At 70.9% G+C, this 20,029-nt stretch carries 15 protein-coding genes, 1 pseudogene and 2 CRISPR repeat arrays; of the genes and pseudogenes, 6 read left to right on the top strand and 10 right to left on the bottom strand.

Annotation, left to right across the window (positions count from 1 at the left end):
* Positions 1 to 127 precede the first annotated feature (127 nt).
* From RM780_RS22290 to RM780_RS22265, 6 genes and pseudogenes are all read left to right on the top strand, one after another.
* The gene (locus RM780_RS22290) at positions 128 to 337 is read left to right on the top strand and encodes a hypothetical protein (RefSeq protein ID WP_311632625.1); all 210 of its coding nucleotides are present in this window, start codon (positions 128 to 130) and stop codon (positions 335 to 337) included.
* Positions 330 to 2,507, top strand: a complete 2,178-nt coding sequence (locus RM780_RS22285; RefSeq protein WP_311632624.1) for a type IV secretory system conjugative DNA transfer family protein — start codon at positions 330 to 332, stop codon at positions 2,505 to 2,507. The genes RM780_RS22290 and RM780_RS22285 overlap by 8 nt, the downstream gene beginning before the upstream one ends.
* A 193-nt stretch (positions 2,508 to 2,700) precedes the next feature.
* Positions 2,701 to 3,516, top strand: a complete 816-nt coding sequence (locus tag RM780_RS22280) for a replication-relaxation family protein (protein WP_311632623.1) — start codon at positions 2,701 to 2,703, stop codon at positions 3,514 to 3,516.
* A 165-nt stretch (positions 3,517 to 3,681) separates the two neighbouring features.
* Positions 3,682 to 4,083 carry a helix-turn-helix domain-containing protein gene (locus RM780_RS22275; protein ID WP_311632622.1) on the top strand — a complete coding sequence of 134 codons (402 nt, stop codon included), beginning with the start codon at positions 3,682 to 3,684 and terminating at the stop codon, positions 4,081 to 4,083.
* A 30-nt stretch (positions 4,084 to 4,113) separates the two neighbouring features.
* On the top strand, positions 4,114 to 4,614 hold the full coding sequence (locus tag RM780_RS22270) for an ImmA/IrrE family metallo-endopeptidase (protein WP_311632621.1): 501 nt from the start codon (positions 4,114 to 4,116) through the stop codon (positions 4,612 to 4,614).
* Positions 4,611 to 5,759, top strand: a pseudogene (locus tag RM780_RS22265) (recombinase family protein); the annotation flags it as partial. The gene RM780_RS22270 and the pseudogene RM780_RS22265, both read left to right, overlap by 4 nt.
* A gap of 843 nt (positions 5,760 to 6,602) precedes the next feature.
* On the opposite strand, the gene RM780_RS22260 reads toward RM780_RS22265, so the two are convergent.
* From RM780_RS22260 to casA, 10 genes are all read right to left on the bottom strand, one after another.
* Positions 6,603 to 7,462, bottom strand: a protein-coding gene (locus RM780_RS22260) for an IS5 family transposase (RefSeq protein ID WP_311632645.1) whose coding sequence is annotated in 2 segments (ribosomal slippage) — positions 6,603 to 7,091 and positions 7,094 to 7,462 — 858 coding nt in all. Because the reading frame shifts where the segments join, the coding sequence is not laid out codon by codon here.
* Positions 7,463 to 8,132: 670 nt separating this feature from the next.
* Positions 8,133 to 8,627, bottom strand: a complete 495-nt coding sequence (locus tag RM780_RS22255) for a hypothetical protein (RefSeq protein ID WP_311632620.1) — start codon at positions 8,625 to 8,627, stop codon at positions 8,133 to 8,135.
* Positions 8,628 to 8,838: 211 nt separating this feature from the next.
* Complete coding sequence (locus RM780_RS22250) at positions 8,839 to 9,849, bottom strand: PIN domain-containing protein (protein ID WP_311632619.1); 1,011 nt, start codon at positions 9,847 to 9,849, stop codon at positions 8,839 to 8,841.
* A gap of 283 nt (positions 9,850 to 10,132) precedes the next feature.
* Positions 10,133 to 10,955: direct repeats of the CRISPR family, unit length 28 nt; unit sequence GGAACATCCCCGCGCCTGCGGGGTCCAC.
* 87 nt (positions 10,956 to 11,042) lie between these two features.
* Positions 11,043 to 13,084: a CRISPR direct-repeat array (repeat unit 28 nt; unit sequence GGAACATCCCCGCGCCTGCGGGGTCCAC).
* A gap of 90 nt (positions 13,085 to 13,174) precedes the next feature.
* Positions 13,175 to 13,459 (bottom strand): type I-E CRISPR-associated endoribonuclease Cas2e, encoded by a 285-nt coding sequence (cas2e, locus tag RM780_RS22245; RefSeq protein WP_311632618.1) that lies wholly within the window; start codon positions 13,457 to 13,459, stop codon positions 13,175 to 13,177.
* On the bottom strand, positions 13,456 to 14,454 hold the full coding sequence (gene cas1e, locus RM780_RS22240; protein ID WP_311632617.1) for a type I-E CRISPR-associated endonuclease Cas1e: 999 nt from the start codon (positions 14,452 to 14,454) through the stop codon (positions 13,456 to 13,458). Before cas1e ends, cas2e begins: the two co-directional genes overlap by 4 nt.
* 4 nt (positions 14,455 to 14,458) lie before the next feature.
* A complete protein-coding gene (gene cas6e, locus RM780_RS22235; RefSeq protein ID WP_311632651.1) occupies positions 14,459 to 15,268 on the bottom strand; it encodes a type I-E CRISPR-associated protein Cas6/Cse3/CasE in 810 nt (269 codons plus the stop codon).
* 5 nt (positions 15,269 to 15,273) lie between these two features.
* Positions 15,274 to 16,131 carry a type I-E CRISPR-associated protein Cas5/CasD gene (gene cas5e, locus RM780_RS22230; protein WP_311632616.1) on the bottom strand — a complete coding sequence of 286 codons (858 nt, stop codon included), beginning with the start codon at positions 16,129 to 16,131 and terminating at the stop codon, positions 15,274 to 15,276.
* Entirely contained in the window at positions 16,128 to 17,291 is a 1,164-nt protein-coding gene (cas7e, locus tag RM780_RS22225; RefSeq protein WP_311632614.1) for a type I-E CRISPR-associated protein Cas7/Cse4/CasC, read from the bottom strand. The genes cas5e and cas7e overlap by 4 nt, the downstream gene beginning before the upstream one ends.
* Positions 17,292 to 17,390: 99 nt before the next feature.
* Positions 17,391 to 18,098 carry a type I-E CRISPR-associated protein Cse2/CasB gene (gene casB, locus RM780_RS22220; protein ID WP_311632650.1) on the bottom strand — a complete coding sequence of 236 codons (708 nt, stop codon included), beginning with the start codon at positions 18,096 to 18,098 and terminating at the stop codon, positions 17,391 to 17,393.
* Positions 18,099 to 18,100: 2 nt separating this feature from the next.
* Positions 18,101 to 19,879 carry a type I-E CRISPR-associated protein Cse1/CasA gene (gene casA / locus RM780_RS22215; protein WP_311632613.1) on the bottom strand — a complete coding sequence of 593 codons (1,779 nt, stop codon included), beginning with the start codon at positions 19,877 to 19,879 and terminating at the stop codon, positions 18,101 to 18,103.
* Between the last annotated feature and the right edge of the window lie 150 nt (positions 19,880 to 20,029).

Below are 20,029 nucleotides of genomic sequence, written 5' to 3'. Positions count from 1 at the left end.
CAGAGGTCAAATGATGTGGAATTTACAAACGTCATTGACGCATTGGCCAAAATTGGTCATAAGTGGGGCGACCACCCATGCTGCTTTTGGGCAGCACCCTATCCGTGTAACTGAAAGGAGGTGATCTATGGCATCAAGAAAACGAATCAACAAACGCCGTAACCCACGTGAGGAGCGCCGGTTGACGGTGCGCGGCATCCGCCGCGACCCGCCCGACCTGCGCAAGCTGAGCAAGGCGCTGACCGCCCTGGCGATGGCCGAGGCGGAACGCGAAGCCCAGGCCGAACAAGCCGCCCGCGACGCTGCCGACGAACAGCGGGGTGAGCCGGATGCCTAACGCCAGCCAGCTCGTGTTCTCCGAACTGCACCTGCCCCGGCCGCTCGACGCGGCGGCCGTCGAACGGCTGCTGACGCGCTTGGCTTCCGACCGCGACGCGCCCCGTGTCGTCCTGGAAGTCCGTGCCGACCACGATGGTCTTCGGCATCTGCTCGCCTGCCGCGCTACGGACATCGACGCGCTCCGCCGACTGCTTGCCGATCTGCTCCACGGCAGCACGCTCACCGCGCACAGCACCAAGTCGCCTCGCCCGACGGTCGACGTCGCCGGACGCCTGCGCGTCCATCCGCCGGGCTTGCCGCTGCGCACCGATAGCGCCGAGGCCACCACGCGCGCGCTGCTCTCCGGCCTGGCCACGCCGCTCCGCAAGGGCGAAGTCATCGCCTTGCAGGTGGTGTTGGGGCCGCGCCACACGCCGCGCGCCCTGCCGACCAACGCGCCCGACCCAGGTACCACGCTGGCCCAGGCTCTCACCCAAGGACAGCGTCCGGCCAGCCCTGATACCCGGTCGCGGCTCAAGGAACGTCTGTCGCGGGCGGGCTTCGCGGCCACCATCCGGATCGGCGCGGCCAGTTCCGATCCCGGCCGGCGGCGCCGGTTCGTCATGACGCTGCTCGGCGCCGTCGCCACCGCGCAGAGTCCGGGCGTGCACATCGACCTGGTGCAGGGGCCGGCCAAGCACTTCAACGATGTGCGGCTGCCGTGGCGCTGGCCGCTCCATCTGAGCACCACCGAACTGGTCGGGCTGCTCGCCTGGCCGATCGGCGACGACGACCTCCCCGGCCTGCCGCCCGCCCATCCCAAGCCGCTACGTGCCAGCGCCACCGTCCACACCGGCCCGCGCGTCTTCGCCGCCAGCGCTGTCCCCGGCGACGATCGCCAGCTCGGTATCTCGCCCACGGACCAGACGTTTCACGCCGTTGCCTACGGCCCCAGCGGGTCGGGCAAGACAAATGCCCTGCTTCACCTCATCCTGGCGGATATCCGAGCGGGCCGCCCCGTCGCCGTGCTCGACCCCAAGCGCCAGCTCATCGACGACATCCTGGCCCGCATCCCGGACGACCGCGTGGCCGATGTGGTCGAACTCGACGCCAGTCACGAGACGCCGGTGGGCTTCAATCCGTTGGAGGTAGCGGGCCGCGACCCCGACGTGGTGGTCGACGGCATCCTGGCCGTCTTCGAGGCGGTCTTCCACGACGGGTGGGGACCGCGCACAGCCGACATTTTCTCCGCCAGCCTGCGCACCCTGGCGCGCGCCAGCACCCCGGACCGACCGGCGACCTTGCTGGATCTGCCGCGCCTGCTGACCGATCCGCGCTTCCGCCGCAAGCAAGTCGGTCGGGTACGGGGCGACCTGGCGCTGGCGGGCTTCTGGTCCTGGTACGAGGCGCAGTCGCCCCAGGCCCAGGCCGCCGTTATCGCGCCGCCGCTCAACAAGCTACGTCAATTCCTGCTGCGTCCGGCGCTCACGCGCATGCTCGACCAGCCTGACGGCCGCTTCCGGCTGCGCGACATGTTCCGCGACAACAAGATCGTGCTGCTGCCGCTCAACGAGGGCCTCATCGGCCCCGGCACGGCGTCGCTGCTCGGCAGCCTCGCCATCGCGGACCTGTGGCAGGCCACCCAGGAACGCGCCAACGAACCCGGCGCCGACCAGCGGCCCGGCACCGTCTACGTGGACGAGGCGCCCCGCTTCCTCAACCTGCCGGTGTCGCTGGCCGACGCGCTCGCGGTCTCGCGCTCGCTGTCGGTCGGCTGGTTCCTGGCGGCCCAGTTTCGCGGCCAGTTCCCCGCGCCGCTGCGTGCCGCGGTGGACATGAACGCCCGCAGCAAGATCGTGTTCGCCACCGAGTACGAGGACGCCCGCGACACCGCCAAACTCACCCACGACCTCACCACCGACGACTTCTTGTCGCTGCCGCGCTACCACGCCTACGCCAACCTCGTTGCCGAAGGCATCCCCTCCGGTTGGGCCTTGGTGCGCACCCTGCCGCCGCCACCGGTCACCAGCGACTCCGATGTCGTGCGCCAGGCATCACGGGCCACCTACGCGCCCCTCCCGACCCCGACACCCGACGAGACAACCCCGCCACTCCCCGACGACCAGGGGACGGCCGCGCCGCCTCCAATCGCGCCGGAACGCATCGGCCGGAAACGGAGGCAGCCATGACGACGCCGACCAAACGAGACCATCAGATCGCCCCTGCCTTCGCCCATCGGTTCGTGTTGCCGCCCTCACGGCGTTCGCCCAGCTCATCCGGCGGACCCTGCCCCTTCCGGGATGGGACTGACTCCCTACGCGGGAGTCAGACGGCCGTACCGGACGGCCGCGACGCGGCGGCACGTACCGAGGGAGGTGCGGCATGAGCCCGACCGCTGTGGCCACCCTGCTGCTGCGCCTGTCCGACCGCGACATGGCGGTGCTGGAATCCATCCGCAGCTACCGCCTGCTCAGCACCGACCTGATCCGTCGTCTGCACTTCGCCCAGGGGCACGCCACGATCGGGGCGGCGTCCGGCGCCACGATGCGGGTGCTCGGTCGCCTGGAATCTCACGGGTTGGTCGCGCGGCTCACCCGGCGCATCGGCGGCGTGCGGCGCGGTTCGTCGGGCATCGTCTGGCAACTCGGCGCCACGGGCGAGCGGCTGCTACGCACCGTCCACGGCGAGAAACGGCGACGCCGCTACGTCGAGCCTTCGGCGGACTTCATTCTGCACACGCTGGCCGTCGCGCAGCACGCCATCCGCCTGCACGAGGTCGCCGGCCGGGGCGCGATCGAACTGGTCAGCGTCGAGACGGAGCCGTCGTGCTGGCGCTCGTTCGTCAGCCCGCACGGCACGCTGGAATGGCTCAAGCCGGACCTGGCGGTCGTCACCGCCAGCGGCGACTTCGAGGATCACTGGTTCTTGGAGATCGACCGGGCGACCGAGCACCCGCCGGTCGTCGTGCGCAAGGCCAAGACGTACCTGCGCTACGCCGCCACCGGCGCCCACCAGGCGCGCCACGGCCTGTTCCCGGCCGTCGCCTGGGTCGTACCCGACGCTGCCCGCCAGAAGGCGCTTGAGGCGGCGCTGTCGGCCGACAGCAGCGTCCAGCCCGGGGTGTTCCAGGTGGTCACCAGCGACGCGTTCGAGGCGCTGATCACCGGTCAGGCGACCGCTGAGGAAAGCGCGTCGTGAACCATCGTCCGGCAACAAGAACTATCCGCGACGGATAGCACATCGGGACGCGGCGCAATTCCTGTGCGTAATTCCGGTATTACGTTGCGGAATTGGCAACAATCGCCGCCAATTCCCCCTAATTCGAGGTAGAATAGGAAAACAGAAAAGGAGTGCGCGGAAAATATGAAACATGACGCAGGACAACGGTTTGGCGAATACATCACGCACCTTCGCCGCGAGAAGAACCTCAGCACACGGCGGCTTGCCAGCCTGGCGGGTATCGACGACGGCGCGCTAACCCGACTGGAATGCGGCAAAGTACGGACACCACGCCCAACGACGGTGAAGGCGTTAGCGACCGCGCTGGACGTACCTTTGGCAGATATGTTCGCGCGAGCGGGCTACGTCATTCCCTATGACCTTCCTGACGTCAGCACCTATCTCCGCGTGCGCTACGGCCACCTGCCGGACGAAGCACTCTCATCGCTCGACACGTATCTCCGCGACCTCATCGACAAACACGGCCTCGACCCGGACGGCCCCCTGAGCCGCGAAGACGAGCGCGAAGATTTCCCCACGCAATAACGAAGAGGGCGGGGAAAGGAGGAACACGATATGAACACCACCGACAACACCGCCCCTGGAGCACTGACCTCGCTGCGTGCCCTCGGGGGCCAACCCGACAGCTCCCTGGCGGCGCTGCGACGGATCGCGGCCGAGCAGGCGCGACTGCTGCGCGACCTGTTGACCGTCCCGGTACCGCAGACCCCGGCCCGCCTGAGCGTGCTGATCCCCAGCCTGCTGATCGAGTACATCACCCAACTACCCACACACGGGATTGCCTTCTGGGCACGGCCGTACTGGCACATCCGCATCAGCGCCAGCGATCCGTCAGCCAGGCAGACGTTTACGGTGCTGCACCAGTTCAAGCACATTATCGACCATCCGTTACGCCAACGACTCACCGCTCTTGGCGACGCGGATTGGGAGGAGCTGGCGGACTATTTCGCCGGGCAAGCACTGCGCGAGAAAGCCAGTCCTGACCCCAGCGGTTGGGCGAGCGACACGTCGGAGCTACAGGCAGCAACACCAGGAAAGGGAGGGACGAAAAAATGACCAGCGCCTACACCAACCCGTACGACGACGAACTGTACGAGGACTTCCCAGAGATGGCGGCCGTGGCGACGCCACCCACTGCAACAGCCAGATCCGGCACCCGCGCGGTCATCTATCTGCGCGTCTCCTCCCCTGGCCAGGTCAAGACCGACTACGACCCCGAAGGCATCTCGATACCCGCTCAGCGCGTAGCCTGCCAGCGCAAGGCCGAGCAACTCGGCCTGACCATCGTGGACGAGTACATCGAACCGGGCCGCTCCGCCACTGAAATGACCAAGCGGGTCAAGTTCCAGGAAATGCTTGCCCGTGTGCGAACCGCCCGCGACGTCGACGTCATCATCGTCTACAAGCTCTCGCGCATGGCGCGCAACCGCCTCGACGACGCCATCGTCATGGCCGACCTGCGCAAGCGCGGCGTCACCCTCGTCTCGGCCATGGAGTCCATCGACGACACGCCAGTCGGCCAGCTCATGCACGGCATCCTGGCCACCTTCAACGAGTACCAGTCCCGCGAGTCCGGCGCCGACATCGCCTACAAGATGGGCCAGAAGGCCAAGAACGGCGGCACCCTCGGGCGCGCACCCCTCGGCTACCTCAACGTCCGCGACTACGTTGACGGCCGCGAGATCCGCACGGTCGCCATCGACCCGGAACGCGCTCCCTACGTCCAGCTGGCCTTCGAGCTGTACGCCACCGGCGACTACACGCTGGAGGACCTGTCGGACGAACTGTACGACCGCGGTCTGCGGACCCGGCCCACCGCCAAGTACCCGGCGCAGCAGGTGTCGGTCAGCAAGCTGTCCGAGATGCTCCACGACCGCTACTACCTCGGCTACGTGACCTACAAAGGCGACGAGGTCGATGGCCGTCACGAACCGCTTATCGACGAGGACCTCTTCGAGCGTGTCCAGGAGATCAGTGAGGTCCGGGCCGCCGCCGGCGAACGGCGACGGGTGCATCACCACTACCTCAAGGGGTCGTTGTTCTGCGGTCGCTGCAAGCGGAAGGGCATCAGGCAGCGCCTGATCCTCCAGCGCGCGGTCAACTCGCGCGGCACGGAGTACTTCTACTTCTTCTGCCGCAACCGGCAGCAGGGCACCTGTGACAGCCCGTACGTCAACGTCGTCTACATCGAAGACGCCGTCGCGGACCACTACGCCTGGGTGCGCTTCACCCCGGAGTTCATCGCGGACGTCCGCGCCTACCTGGCCGCGCGCATCGACGCGGAGGCCGCCGCCACCCGCCTGCTGCACCAGCAGCTCACCACGGAGCTGCGGGCGCTGGACACGCGCGAGGAGAATCTCATCGAGCTGGCGGCGGACGGCACGCTGCCGCAGGCGAAGATCAAGACCAAGCTGCGGGAGATCGAACGGCAGCGACGCCACCTGACCGAACGCCTGGGGCAGACGAACGAGGATCTGGCGGACGAGGCCCGTCTCATCGAGGTGAGTCTGACGCTGCTGGCCGATCCGCAGGCGCTGTACCGGCGCTGCGACGAGCACCAGCGCCGTCTGCTGAACCAGGCGATCTTCCACAGCCTGTACGTGGAGGAGGATGCGGTCACCGAGCACAGCCTCAAGGAGCCGTTCGCGCGGCTGCACGCCGTGCAGCGCGCCGGTGCCGTGCCGGAGGCCCGGACGGCGCTGTCAGCGCCCCAGAAAGCCGCCAGGGCCGCCTCCCCGGAGGGAAGCGGCCCTGGCGGCCTGGTTACCGTCGAGGACCTACTAGGGGGCGTTTACGTGGCCCCGTGTTCTAGTAAGCCGTCGATGGTGGAGCTAAGGAGAATTGAACTCCTGACCTCTTGCATGCCATGCAAACCGACCGCCCGATCGACGACCAGCCGAAACGGGCTCCCCGTCCACAGTCCGCCCGCATCCTCCCGGCCGTCGCCGACACCGGCGGTCTCACAGTCCCCAGCAAGCCCTGCCCGCCAACGCCGAGGCCTCGACCATTCACTGATCCAGATTTCCTTAGAGCTCGTAACACGATCATGGTGTGTGGTGTTTCAGGCGTCGCCAGCAGATGAGGCCGCTGGCGAGGGAGACGAGGGCGTTGTGCAGGTCGAGTCGGCGTTCCCAGCGGTTGGCGAGGCGTTTGAACTGGTGCAGCAGGGCGAAGGTCTGCTCGACGACGTAGCGGAGCTTGCCCAGGCCCTCGATGTTTGGGGTTCCCTTGCGCGAGATGACCGGCAGGATGCGGCGTTTCCGCAGCTCACGGCGGTTGGGGTCGCTGTCGTAACCCTTGTCGCCCAGGAGGGTGTCAGGGCGCTTGCGCGGGTGTCCGACCCGGCCGGCGACGGGCGGGACGCCGTCGGCCAGGGCAAGGGTCTGCGTGACGTCGTTGACGTTGGCGGCGGTAGTGATCACCTTCAGCGGTGTGCCCCTGCCGTCGCAGATGAGGTGGTGCTTGCTGCCGGTCTTGCCCCGGTCGACAGGCGACGGGCCGGTCGCCTCGCCCCCTTTTTCGCCTTCACGTGGGAGGCGTCCACGCAGGCACGCGTCCAGTCGATCTGCCCGGCCGCGTTCAACTCGGCCAGGAGTATGCGGTGCAGCTGGTCAAAGACACCGGCCTCGTGCCACCGGCCCAGCCTGCGCCAGCAGGTCTGACCGGAGCCGAAGCCCAGTTCCAGCGGCAGTTGCTGCCAGGTGATCCCGGTGTACAGCACGAACAGGATGCCTTGCAGGCACCGCCGGTCGTCCACCGGCCGCGGGCCTGGTGACCGCTCGGGCCACTTCGGCAGCAGCGGCTCGATCACCGCCCACAACGCGTCGTCCACGATCCACGGCCTGTTGTTCACACCCTCACGAACGGCCCAATCCTCACACCGACACGGCCACCAGCACCGCATCACAAGATCGTGTTACGAGCTCTTAACGAGGGGACACTCAACGGGCCAGAGGGCGCTTGCCGAAGCCAAGTCCTGCCCCCGCAGTACAGCCGCTACGGACGGAACATCCCCGCGCCTGCAGGGTCCACAAGGCCAGTCGGCCGCCGCCGCGGGGGGAGAGGGAACAGCCCCGCACCTGCGGAGTCCACCGATCCGCGAGCCACGGACGCGGGAGGAGATCAGGAACATCCCCGCGCCTGGGGGTCCACTCCGGGCACCGGGCGACGGCCAGTTTCGGGTACGGAACATCCCCGCGCCTGGGGGGTCCACGCGAGCAGCACGCCGACAGGCGACAACCCGGAGGGAACATCCCCGCGCCTGCGGGGCCCACCTGGTCGCCGCCGTCGTCACCGGCCGCAGGGCGGGAACATCCCCGCGCCTGCGGGGTCCACAGCTGGTTCTCGGCCGCCGCCTGGGTGTAGAGGGGAACATCCCCGCGCCTGCGGAGTCCACACCCCGGACAGCAGGGCGATCAGCATCAGCTCAGGAACATCCCCGCGCCTGCGGGGTCCACATCGAGGCCGGGCCGCCGAACGGCTACCGGCCGGGAACATCCCCGCTGTCCCGTCTCATCGAAGGTTGAGCATTCTCATCGAAGATTGCGTGACGGGCGCCCGGACGCCTGGCCGTCCTAGTTCCATGAACGAGGACGGAGCACGCCCTGCGTGTCGGTCTTCAGTTCGCGACGAATCCGCTCCCGCAGCGCTCCCACGGCGCGGCTGCGTGCCTCGTTGATGAGAGCCAGCTCTGCTTTCTCCTCCTCGGAGGGCTCGCCGACGATCTCCTCACTCATGTAGAAGCTCACGTCGAAGATGCGATCAAGAGCCTCCCGCCACAGCCGCGCGACCTCCTCTGTAGCGAAAACATCCACATGGGCCGACAGAGTCCGAAGGAGCTCGTACTCTTCCGCCGTCTCCGGACCGAAGTACCGAAACGTCCACCAGTCCGTGCCCCTCGTCGCTAGGTAAGGATGCTGATGCGTGAGTAACTCCACATAGAGGTCAGCACGCCGCTCCCAGACCCGCGCCTGCTCACCTATTCGCCGTTGATGCCACCAGCCGCCCAGCGCGGTCACGGTCGTCGCCACGATGGCCAGCGCGGGAATCAGGGTCTCAGCCACATTCACGCCCGTAGGGTCGCACGCGCGCTGCCCGCGGACGGAACAACAGGAACAGGCCCGGCATCCCGCCCTCCGCCGTGCCCCGCCCCGTTGGCGCGTGGCATGGCGCGCTGGGCTGTGGCTGGTTTACCGCGGTAAACCAGCGCCTTGAGCGATTCTCAGCGAAGGTTGAATGGAGGCAGAACCGGTTCTGGCGGTAGGGCCCGGCGCTCTCCAGTTACCGACCGCCGAGGCGGCCGACCTGCCAGTGCCCCCGGCCGGTGACGTCCACGAACATCGGGTGGGCGGTCAGCACTTCCAGGACGGTCGCCATCCGCCCGGTGTGCCTGGCACCGGGGACGGCCTCGCCCAGGCGCTCCACTATCGCCGTGCGGGTCAAGGGCTCCCGGGACCCGACCAGCGTTCGGGCGACCCGGTGCAGCAGTGTGTCGCCGGGCGTCCCCAGCTCCGCCTGCCGCCACCGGTCCTCGCCGCGGATGTGCCGCTCGGTGAGTGCGGCCATCCGCGTCGAGAAGTGCTCCAGCACCACGGGCAGCACTGGCTTCCGCTGCGAGGGGACTCGCGGGCGCTTCCGCTGCCGCCAGTACTGAGTCCCGATCACCACCGTGCCCACCACCGCCCCGGCCGCCAGCCGCTTCGGATTGCTGCTGAACCGCACCGCCCCCCAGATCGCCTTACCCGTGAAGTTCAGCAGGACACTGGCCTGCCGCTCCAGGTCGGCCATCCGACCTTCCGTCACCCCCACGTCCCCCAGGGCAGTGCGTAGGGCGACCCAGTCGCCGACCGCGAGCCCGCTGTCGACCAGGTCCGCGTCGGTCCCGATGATGACTACCGGAGCGATTGCCCCGGCCAGCAGCAGCATCGGCACATCGGAGGCGTCCCGTCCGGCGAGAACCTGAGCCTGCGGGGTCATCGGCAGGCCGGAGGTGTCCACGACGTACAGGACGGGCGCGTACCGGGACTGCCACAGCTCCAGCGCCCGCCCCAGGTCGAACCGGCCGCCCTCGTGGTGCCGGTCGGCCAACACCCGCGGCACCTCTTCCCACACGTGAACCGGGATCAGGCACCGCACCGTCCCTGCCCGCGCCCCGGCGACAAACGACGATGGGGCCGGCCGCCGGGTGGCCGCGATGATGTCGGTGGTCAGCACGGAGGTGTCCAGCAGTGCGCGGCGCAGCGGCCCGCGTTGGTACAGGGTGCGTCGTCCAGACGGCGCCAGCTCGCTCATCCGCGCATCGTAGTGCGGGCGTTGACCGGCCGGTGCGGGATTCCGGCGCCGTGCGCGGGCTGCACCGACCCCTTCAAAGAGCGCTGCGGCCTACCGCCAGAACCGGTTCCAGTACCGGACCGCTAAGGGCGCCCACCGGTCAGCGAGCAGGCTACCGGCCTCGGCGCAGGCCGCTATGGCATGCGCTCAGCCTTCGGTGAGAATCGCTCAACCTTCGCTGCGAGGGGACACCCGCGCCTGCGGGGTCCACTCCGGGACTTCCGGGGTCTTCCGCCGTTTACCGGGAACATCCCCGCGCCTGCGGGGTCCACGCCGCCGGGCGCCTCCTGACGGGCCGAGAGGGCGGAACATCCCCGCGCCTGCGGGGTCCACTCGGCGATGGCGGTGAAGACGGGCTGGAGGACGGGAACATCCCCGCGCCTGCGGGGTCCACCCTGCGTCAAGGATCTCTACGTGTTCACCGGGCGGAACATCCCCGCGCCTGCGGGGTCCACGACACGGAGCCGTGCTCCCGCTCGTAGGCGAACGGAACATCCCCGCGCCTGAGGGGTCCACGCCGGGCCCGCCGCCGAGTGGCTGGTCGTTCGAGGGAACATCCCCGCGCCTGCGGGGTCCACTGCGCTCATGCCGCCGCCTCCGTCGTCGCTGCCGGAACATCCCCGCGCCTGCGGGGTCCACACGCCTGGCCCCGCCCCATAGTGGCGCACGCCAGGAACATCCCCGCGCCTGCGGGGTCCACCGCGGGGTGCGGCGCGGCAGCTCGCACTCCGGGGGAACATCCCCGCGCCTGCGGGGTCCACGAGTGGCTGCACCCGGAGTGGGTCAGTGACGAGGGAACATCCCCGCGCCTGCGGGGTCCACTGGGAGCTGTCCTGGCCCAGCCCGGCCGCCATGGGAACATCCCCGCGCCTGCGGGGTCCACTTCGTGGTGGAGGCGCCGCAGGAGGGCTCCGACGGAACATCCCCGCGCCTGCGGGGCCCACCTCGGCGGGCACCCCCTCCTCGATGAGGCGCTGCGGAACATCCCCGCGCCTGCGGGGTCCACGGGGAGGCGGACACCTCCGGTTGGACGGCGGAGGGAACATCCCCGCGCCTGCGGGGTCCACCCGGACAGCCGCCTGGCCACGTCGAAGAGGTGGACCCCGCGCCTGCGGGGTCCACTCCCCCCACACCAGCACGAAGCTGCGTGCCGAGGGAACATCCCCGCGCCTGCGGGGTCCACCTCGCCGCCGCTGACGCACGGGCGCCGCCCGACGGAACATCCCCGCGCCTGCGGGGTCCACTTCGTGTCGCGGGCCCGCGCGGCGGGGCTGCCGGGAACATCCCCGCGCCTGCGGGGTCCACGCACGGACTCCCTAGAGCGCGAGACGGCGGATCGGAACATCCCCGCGCCTGCGGGGTCCACGCTATGCGCCGGCTGCGTCCCAGCGTGTGGGACGGAACATCCCCGCGCCTGCGGGGTCCACGGACGGGTGCCCTGGGTTGCGGCCATAGCCCTCGGAACATCCCCGCGCCTGCGGGGTCCACCTCCGCTGAGGAGATTTCGCGCCGGGCGCGGAAGGAACATCCCCGCGCCTGCGGGGTCCACTCCAGGCCGAGCCAGACGGTAGATACCGTGTACGGAACATCCCCGCGCCTGCGGGGTCCACGAGGCGAAGCAGTCCCCGGCGGACCTGGCGAAGGGAACATCCCCGCGCCTGCGGGGTCCACCTCCCGCTGAAGTGGCGCAAGCCCCGCCGGGTGGGAACATCCCCGCGCCTGCGGGGTCCACTGGCGGCGTCGCGCGTCCGCCCGCTGCTCGTCCGGAACATCCCCGCGCCTGCGGGGACCACCGGACCTTCGCCAGATCCGCCGGGTCGAGAGGCGGACCATCCCCGCGCCTGCGGGGACCACTCCCGCCACCCGCCCATGTCCTCCGAGAGCGAGGGACCATCCCCGCGCCTGCGGGGACCACGCCGGGGCATGCCCCACCCGGTAACCAGCCAGGGGACCATCCCCGCGCCTGCGGGGACCACTGCGCGCGGTACTTGCCGTACCGCCGCTGCGGGGGACCATCCCCGCGCCTGCGGGGACCACCGCGACAGCACCGCTCGCCGGATGCGGCGCCCGGGACCATCCCCGCGCCTGCGGGGACCACTCGCACGTGCCGACCAGCTCGACCTGCACCGCGGGACCATCCCCGCGCCTGCGGGGACCACATCAGCGCGCGCCGGCTGCGCTGGTACCAGCACGGACCATCCCCGCGCCTGCGGGGACCACATCAACCCGACGCTCGGGTGCCCGGCCTGCCAGGGACCATCCCCGCGCCTGCGGGGACCACATCAACCCGACGCTCGGGTGCCCGGCCTGCCAGGGACCATCCCCGCGCCTGCGGGGACCACCCCGACCTCGCCGGCGGCATGTGCGTGCACTGTGGACCATCCCCGCGCCTGCGGGGACCACACCCCGGCGGACGCGCTGTGCGGCTGGCTGCGAGGACCATCCCCGCGCCTGCGGGGACCACGTGATGACGACGAAGCACGAACACGGCCCCAACGGACCATCCCCGCGCCTGCGGGGACCACCCCGGCCAGGAGGCCGACCTGGCCGCCGAGCTCGGACCATCCCCGCGCCTGCGGGGACCACCGCTCGGCTGCGTCGTCGGGTCTGGTGGTCACGGGACCATCCCCGCGCCTGCGGGGACCACTCGATCGGCGGGCGCTCCCCGCGCTCTACGGAGGGACCATCCCCGCGCCTGCGGGGACCACGTCGCTCACGCCGCGGCCCTCCCCTCGGCCGCGGGACCATCCCCGCGCCTGCGGGGACCACTAAACGCGTCCGCCGTACTGCATCCACAGCGACGGACCATCCCCGCGCCTGCGGGGACCACTTCGCCGCGGTCAGCCCCAGGAGCAGCACCGCCGGACCATCCCCGCGCCTGCGGGGACCACGCCTCCTGCGCCTTCAGCCCGGCCAGGAAGCCCGGACCATCCCCGCGCCTGCGGGGACCACTCCGCGGCAGCCGGTATCCGCGCGGTGAGGAGAGGACCATCCCCGCGCCTGCGGGGACCACGCAGCGGGCTCCCTACGTTCCTGGGCACGGAGAGGACCATCCCCGCGCCTGCGGGGACCACGGGTCCATCCGCAGCAGCGCGTCGCTGTTCAGCGGACCATCCCCGCGCCTGCGGGGACCACGTGATGATGCCCTGCTGCTGGAGCTGGGCGAGCGGACCATCCCCGCGCCTGCGGGGACCACGCTTGCCGACCTGCAGGTTTACGGCGACCGACACCCGTTCTTATTCAGTTGGTAATCCATACTGTCTCCAGAGGGAAGGACGACGAGCAGTCAGGGCCGCCGCCGGTTGCGGGCCGACAGGATGAGGCCGTCGTAGTCGACGGGGTGCCAGCGGTCGTGGCCGGCGGTGCGGATGGCCCAGCCCTGTTCGTTGGTGGCGGGTTCGACGAGGACGGCCTGGCCGTCGCCGATGCGGGTGGCGAGGAGGTCCCAGAGGCGGTCGCGGATGCGGCGGCTCGGGTTGCCGACGAAGACGCCGGCGTTGACCTCCACCATCCACCGGGTGAGGTGGCCGCGCAGGCCCTCGGGGGCGGCGATGAGGACGATGACGGTCATCGGTCCGCCTCCGGCGCGTCGGGGGAGTCGAACTCGGGGCCGACGACGGCGATGTGCTGCTCGCCGATCCCGGGCCCGGCCCAGTTGACACCGGCGGGGACGGTGCCGAGGCGTTCGTCCCACAGCTCGCTGGTCTCGGGGGTGTCGAAGTCCGTGCCCTCGGGGCTGAGGAGCGTCTTGATGTCGTCGACGATCCGGCCCAGGAGCTTGGTGCGGGCGATGGCGTCGCGCAGGCCGAGGCGGGCGTCGCGTTCCTCGGTGAGTCCCGCGGCGGCGAGGTCGAAGGCGAGAGGGATGGTGTAGTCGGCCTTGTAGAGGTCGGCGATGTCGAGGACGAACGAGACGGCCGAGCCGGTGTGCACGAAGCCCAGGCCGGGGCTGGCGCCCAGGCCGACGATGACGGCGTGGCTGATGCCGTAGAGCGCTGCGTTGGCCGCCGAGAGCAGGCGGTTGAGGTCGTCCCCGGCGGCGAAGGCGTCGCCCGGCTTGTAGACGCGGCCGTCCCAGGGAACGCCCGTGCGGCGCGCGTGCTGCTGGTAGAGCTTCCGGATGCGCGAGCCCTCGCGGCCACGGAGCTGCTGCATGGTGGCCTGGGAGACGTCCTCGCCGGGGAAGCGCATGCCGTACATCGCCCGCGCGACCGCGAGCCGTTCCTTGGGGCGCGTCACGAGCCAGGCCTGCCGGTGCAGGAGGCCCGCGCCCCGGCTCGGGCCGAGGCCGGCCGCGTACAGGCGAACGCCCTGCTCGCCGACCCAGGCCACGGCGGTTCCGGAGTCGGCGAGCAGGCGGACCGCCCCGTGGGTGACGCGGGTGCCCGGCCCCAGCAGCATGACGGCGATCATGGCCGCCGGGACGCGGACGGTCTCGCGCTTGTTGACGATGACGACGGCGTTCTCGTCGCGGTCCAGGTGGCTGCGTTCGACGTAGATGCTGGAGACGCGGTCGACGAGGCGGTGCAGGTCGTGCGGGTCGGCTTTCCACCAGATGTCGGCCATCGCCTCAGCGGCTCCGTCCGGCCAGCGGGGCGAGGGTGAGCAGGCCGCAGCCGTACGCCTTGGAGGGACCGATGCCGCCCAGGAGACGCTCGGTGAACGCGGCGGGGTCGGTGACGCGCAGGCGGCCCTCGAACGTGGCGGTCCGCAGCGTGACGTTGGCCCCTCGGCCCTTCTTCGCGAACGAGTGGCGTCTGCGCGAGGTGATCCGGACCTCGCGTGCGGGGCCCGGATCACGGGCGGAGCCGCCGGTGTCCTCGGTCTCCTCCTCGCACGGGGTGAACGCCAGCCCCGGGGCCGGCTCGTCGGTGCGCGAGGCGGGGATGTCGAAGCCCCAGCGTTCCGTGCGCGCGAGGAGCCACTGGAGCTGGGCGGCGGCCGTGCGGTGGCTCATGCGCAGCCCCCGGGGGCGCTTCCCGTCGGCGTCGGGGGCGAGGGCCGCGGCCTGAGCGGGGGTGGGCTTGGTGGGCGAGTACGTGTTCTGAACCGGGTGGGCGGTGAGGCGGAAGGCGAACTCCCGCCCCCGAGCGACCTGTTCCAACAGCGGGGCGTAGTCGCGGACGGTGACGTGCTCGCCTTCCGCGTCCGGCCAGCCGGCCTGCTCGACGATGTGGGTCCAGTCGGGCTTGGTGACGGTGAGGACCAGAAGGCTGGGGCGGTAGGGGTTGTCGGCGTCCAGGCGCCACAGGATGCGTTCGGCGCCGGGGTGCCCCGGGACGCCGCCGGAGACGGCGCCGTGCATGGCATGCGGGTTGGCCAGCAGCTTTCCGGCCTCGGCGCGCAGGGGGTTGATGCGGATACGGGAGAGGTAGGTCATGGCGATCACCAGCCCAGGAGGGCGAAGGGGTCGTGGTCAGCGGGGTCTTCCGGCGCGTCGGCCTCGGCGTCGGGCCGGGGAAAGCCAGTCGGGACGCGCAGCCACTCGTGCCGGACGCGCCGGCTGGTGAAGCCGCGCGCACGCGGGTCGAACGTGCGTGGCACGTCGTGGCGGACGTCATCCCCGGCCGGGTCCTCCAGCGTGGCGGAGAGGTCGATCCTCGGGGGGCGGACCGGGTGGCCGGCGCCGCGCTCCCGTCCGAGCAAGGCCGCGTACTCCTCTTGAGCGCGCGAGGATGCCTGCCACGGCTCGGCCGCGAGCGCTTCGCGCAGGGGCAGGTCCCGCAGGCCGAGCACGAGCGGCTGGGTGGGCGGACAGGAACGCCGGCCCAGCGCGAGGGGGAACGCCGGGGCGCGCAACGCCTGTTCCAGCGTGGCGAGCAGTTCCCGGGGCCCGGCCGCTCCGACGAGGAAGACCGCGTCCTGGAGGTAGTAACGGGTCGTGACATGGGTGTACTTGGCCGGGGCGGTCGGCTTCTGCACGCCCTTGGCGGAGACGCCCGCCTGGGGTAGCGGGCGGCCCCGGAAGTCGCTGACGGTGTGGTAGTCGCGCAGCAGGCTGCCCGGCTGGTCGACGCGCACGCCCAGGCGCAGGGGCACCAGGTCCTCGATGGGCTCCTCGCGGGCGCGGCCCGAGGCGGCGGCGAGCAGGCCGACCACTCCTGACTTGGTCGGTTCGGGCCGCGTCTCCCGGTGGTTGAACGCGCTGCGGTCGCCCCAGGACTGCAGCGGGCCGGCGAGGCGGAGCAGGAGAACGGCCTCGGCGGGCGCGGTGGGCGCGGTGGGCGCGGTGGGCGCGGTCACGGCGCGACCTTCTGGACGGCGGTCGTGAGGTGCGTGCGCAGGGAGTCCAGCAACCGGTCGAAGGCGACCGCCTCACCGAAGGCGGCCTCCAGCCGTTCGGCTGTGTCGCCCGCGCCGGACTGGAAGGTGTGGCACAGGCGGGTGAAGGCGGGAGCGTTGCCCCAGACTCGGGTGGCGGTGACGTGCTCGTCGGCGAGACGACGGGCCGAGGCGGCGGCGATGCCCGGTGCCGAGCCGGTGCTCACGGGAACGGTCACGGGCTCCTCGAAGGCGGAGACGAGGTTCACCGGCTGATCGGTGCGCACGGTCACGGCGACGAGGCTGGGCAGCGTGCGGTGGGCGAAAGAGTTTCCGTAGCCGGTGGGGATGGAACGCGCGAAGGAGGTGACGAACTCCACCGCGGCCGAGACGGCGGCGCCCTCGTCGGCGAGGTTGTCCAGGAGCTGGTGCAGACTCACGGTGGCGTAGCGGTAGAGCGTGGCGGAGTTGAAGCCGATGGTGCCGATCATGCCGGCGCCGGTCTCCTCCTGGGTGTTCTCGTCGTCGACGGCCGTGTAGTAGTCGAACTCCAGCTCCGTCGCGTGCGTGGACAGGGCGTGCGCGACCTGGGTGGCGGCGTCGACGTTGAGGGCCGGGATGTCGGCGACCATGCGTCCGAACAGGGCGACGTCCATGGGGTGCGCGGTCCTCAACTGCTCCTGCACCGCAAGCTGCTCGACCTCCTTGGCCAGCGCCGCGTCGTCCAGGGCGGCGAGTTCGGCGGCGCGGTCGCGGACCAGTGCGGCGACCGCATCGAGCTGGCGGCGTCCGTAGAAGAAGAGGTAGGCGGTGTCGCCCTCCTTCTTGCCGGCGCTGAGTTTCAGAGGGGCCAGCAGGGCACCGGCGAGGCGGGCCGCGGGCTCGCCTGCCAGGTCGGCCTGCACGGCGATGCGCTCGGCGAGCTTGGCGGAGACCCGCTTGGTGCGGGTCGCGAGATCCTCCTTCGGAATCCGCTCGGCGAAGTGGAGGCGCGTGGCGCGCTTCCACGCCTGCGACGAGACCCGGGAACGGCGGACGCCCCCGAAGTAGGCCTCCTTCGGGTTCCCTTGGTCGTCGCGGTTGAGGTTGGCCGGGGGAACGGTCTGCAGGATGTGCACGTCGACGTAGGCGCGCGGTGCCATGGTGGTCTCCGGAGAGGTCAAGAGGTTCAGGGGTTCGGTGAACGGCACCCCCTGCGGCGGGGGCGCTGGTGAAGCTGGGTAACGGCAGGAGTGCTGGGCTCAGGCGGACGTTGCGCCCGGGCCCTTGGCGGGCGTGCCCCTGCCTGAGGCGCCGTCGCCGGGCGCGTCCTTGTCGGGAACGGCCGCCCACGCGGTGTAGGCCAGGCCCCAGGCCCGGCGGACGCGCTGCCGGCTGTCCGGGTAGTGCCAGTCCCTGATGTCGCTGAGCAGCCTGTCGTAGTCCAGGGGCTGGGCGATGTCGCGCAGTTGGGTGATCAGGCCGCGGAGCCGGTACAGGAAGGCGGGCACCGAGGTGGCGTTCGCAGCGGCGTGCACCCGGCGGTCCACGGCCTCCTCGCTGAAACGGCCGCTGCGGTGCAGCGAGCGCAGGGCGGCGCCGGGGCTGACGCGGGGCCGGTGCATGGGGAGGCGCTGGCTCTGCTGGTGGAGTCCGAAGAGGGCCAACGCCGCGTGCTCGGCCTCCAGTTCGGTCGTGACCCGGCCGTCCGGGTTCAGGCTCGTGTAGTGCTCCCAGAGGGCGGGAACGGTCCCGGCGGCGCGGCCGAGTCCGGAGCGCATGGCGGCCAGGTGCTCGCCGGGCGCCTCCATCGGCCGCCGACTGCGAGGGTCGATGCGCCAGCCTCCGTCCTGGTCGATCCGGACGCTCCAGTAGCGCCGGGCGGGCCCAGCGGATGCGCGGGCAGCGCTGGGGGCGGGCTCGGTGTCCGCGGGAAAACGCCCTGCGCCGCCCGGGTCGTTGGGGGCCATGGTCACCCTTCGGTGGTCGGGAGGCCACCGGCCTCCGGGTCTTCTGCGGCGGGCGCGACCTTGAGCGCAGCCGCGCGGCGGTGGAGCACGGCGTTCAGCCGGAGGCGGAAGTTCCGCTCGGCGGTGGCGAGGCGGTAGACGTGCTCCTTGCCGTCCTTGCTGGCCTTGGCGGAGACGGTCCGCCCGGTGAAGGCAGCAGGGGGAGCCGCGGCGAGGACGTGCTCGGCGACCTTCCACGCCTCGCGCGCGGCCGTGCGTTCCCACGCGAGCAGGCCGCGCTCGGACTCCTCGAAGTCCTCGCCGGTTTCCCGCAGTCCGGTCAGCAGGCGACGCATGAACGGATCGAGGGCATGCAACAGCGTCTCCCCCGGTCGCTGGCCCTTGTCCCACGGGATCGGGTCGCTGCCGGTGGCACGGCGCAGGTCGGCGGAGAGGTTGTTGACCGCCATGGCGAGCTTCTCGGCCTGGTCGGCGGCCTCCCGCACGGTGCCGTACGCGACGCTGTCCGCGTCCAGGGCGGCGACCGGCAGGGGGATGGCGTCGGCGTAGATGTCCTCCACCACCGCGGACTGGTTGCCGTAGAAGACGCCGGTCAGCTCCGCCTGCAACGGGTACGCCGCAGGCAGGCGCTCCCAGACCTCGCGGAGCTGGCTGAGCAGGACGCTGGTGAACGCCCCGGCGCGGGTCGCGGTCGCGTGGCGGTCCTCGCGCCGGACGGTCAGCAGCGCTTCCAGCCCTCGCCAGGCCGCCTTGCCCATGCGGTGCCTGCGGGGGCGGATGGGGGAAGCAGCCGCGCGTTTGCCGGACTTCTTGGCCCGGGTGCCTGCCGGCTCCACGGTCCAGGCCGTGTGCGGCTCGTCGTCCGGTACGGCCGTCAGGCGGTCGCCCGCCGCGACGATCACGCGGCTGACGCGCGTCCCGCGGGGCGTCTCCTCCGGAACAAGCCGTATGCGGCGGGACTGCCAGGTCCAGAGGTCGAGCAGGCCGCGCGCGGCGCGTGCCTGCCCCGCCGGGGTGGCGCAGCTCAGTGTCTCCTCGACCCGGCCCTCGGTCGCGCGGCGCCGCCACTGGGGCGCGTCGTCGGGTGAGAGTGGTGGGCCGATGGGGACGTTGAGGAGGAGCGTCTCGAACACGGTGCGGCCGACGGGCATGATGACGCCCAACTGTCCCAGGGGCCCGGTCGGATTGCCTGTCGTTTTGCCGGATTTGACGTTCGGGTCTCCCACGGCCCCCGTCTTGATGGCGGCCGTGTCCCAGCAGTGGGTGTGCAGCAGCCACCGCGCGGCCTCGGCGGGTGTCAGCTCCAGCGGATCGCCTTCGGTGCGGGAGGAGAAGAGGGGCACGTTGTTGCCGTTGGCGGCGGTGGCGACCAGCAGCGCCGACCCCTTGGTCTCGTTCTTCGCGGTGCGCAGGCCGGCCACCTGGGCGAAGGGGTCGGCCGGGCCGAACAGGTCGAACGAGGCGGTGTGCTCGTCGAGATAGGCGCTCAGCCGCTCGCGTTGCGCCGGAGTGAAGGCCCCGGCGTTGAACATATCCGCCCACTCGGCGGCGTTGGCCGGGCGGCCCAGAGCGTCTACCAGGAGAGGCAGCAGCAGCTGCCGGTAGATCGCGGGCTTCTGCGTGGGCAGGTCGACGACGAGATCCTGGAACTCATGTGCGTCCAAGAGGAGGCGGCGCGCGCCCACAGCAGGAGGCAGGCAGCCGTCCCCGAGCTGCGGCGGACTCGCGCCCGGTGCCGGGCGCGTCGGCAGCCAGGGTCCCTCGAGTAAGCAGAATGGCATGGCTACTTTCAATTCACTAGGTATAGAGGCTAGTTGGGCGTCCAGTGTGGCACATCACTGACGGCCGCGCGGGCGAATGCGAGAATCCCCCGACCCCGCGGTCCGGGCCAGGGACTCGGCGCGGGGATGTTCCGTCACTCGGTATCCCGG

The sequence above is a fragment of the Streptomyces boetiae genome, assembly GCF_031845405.1.
In the GTDB taxonomy this organism is placed as follows: domain Bacteria; phylum Actinomycetota; class Actinomycetes; order Streptomycetales; family Streptomycetaceae; genus Streptomyces; species Streptomyces boetiae.
This window is presented reverse-complemented; position numbering and strand designations above follow the sequence as displayed.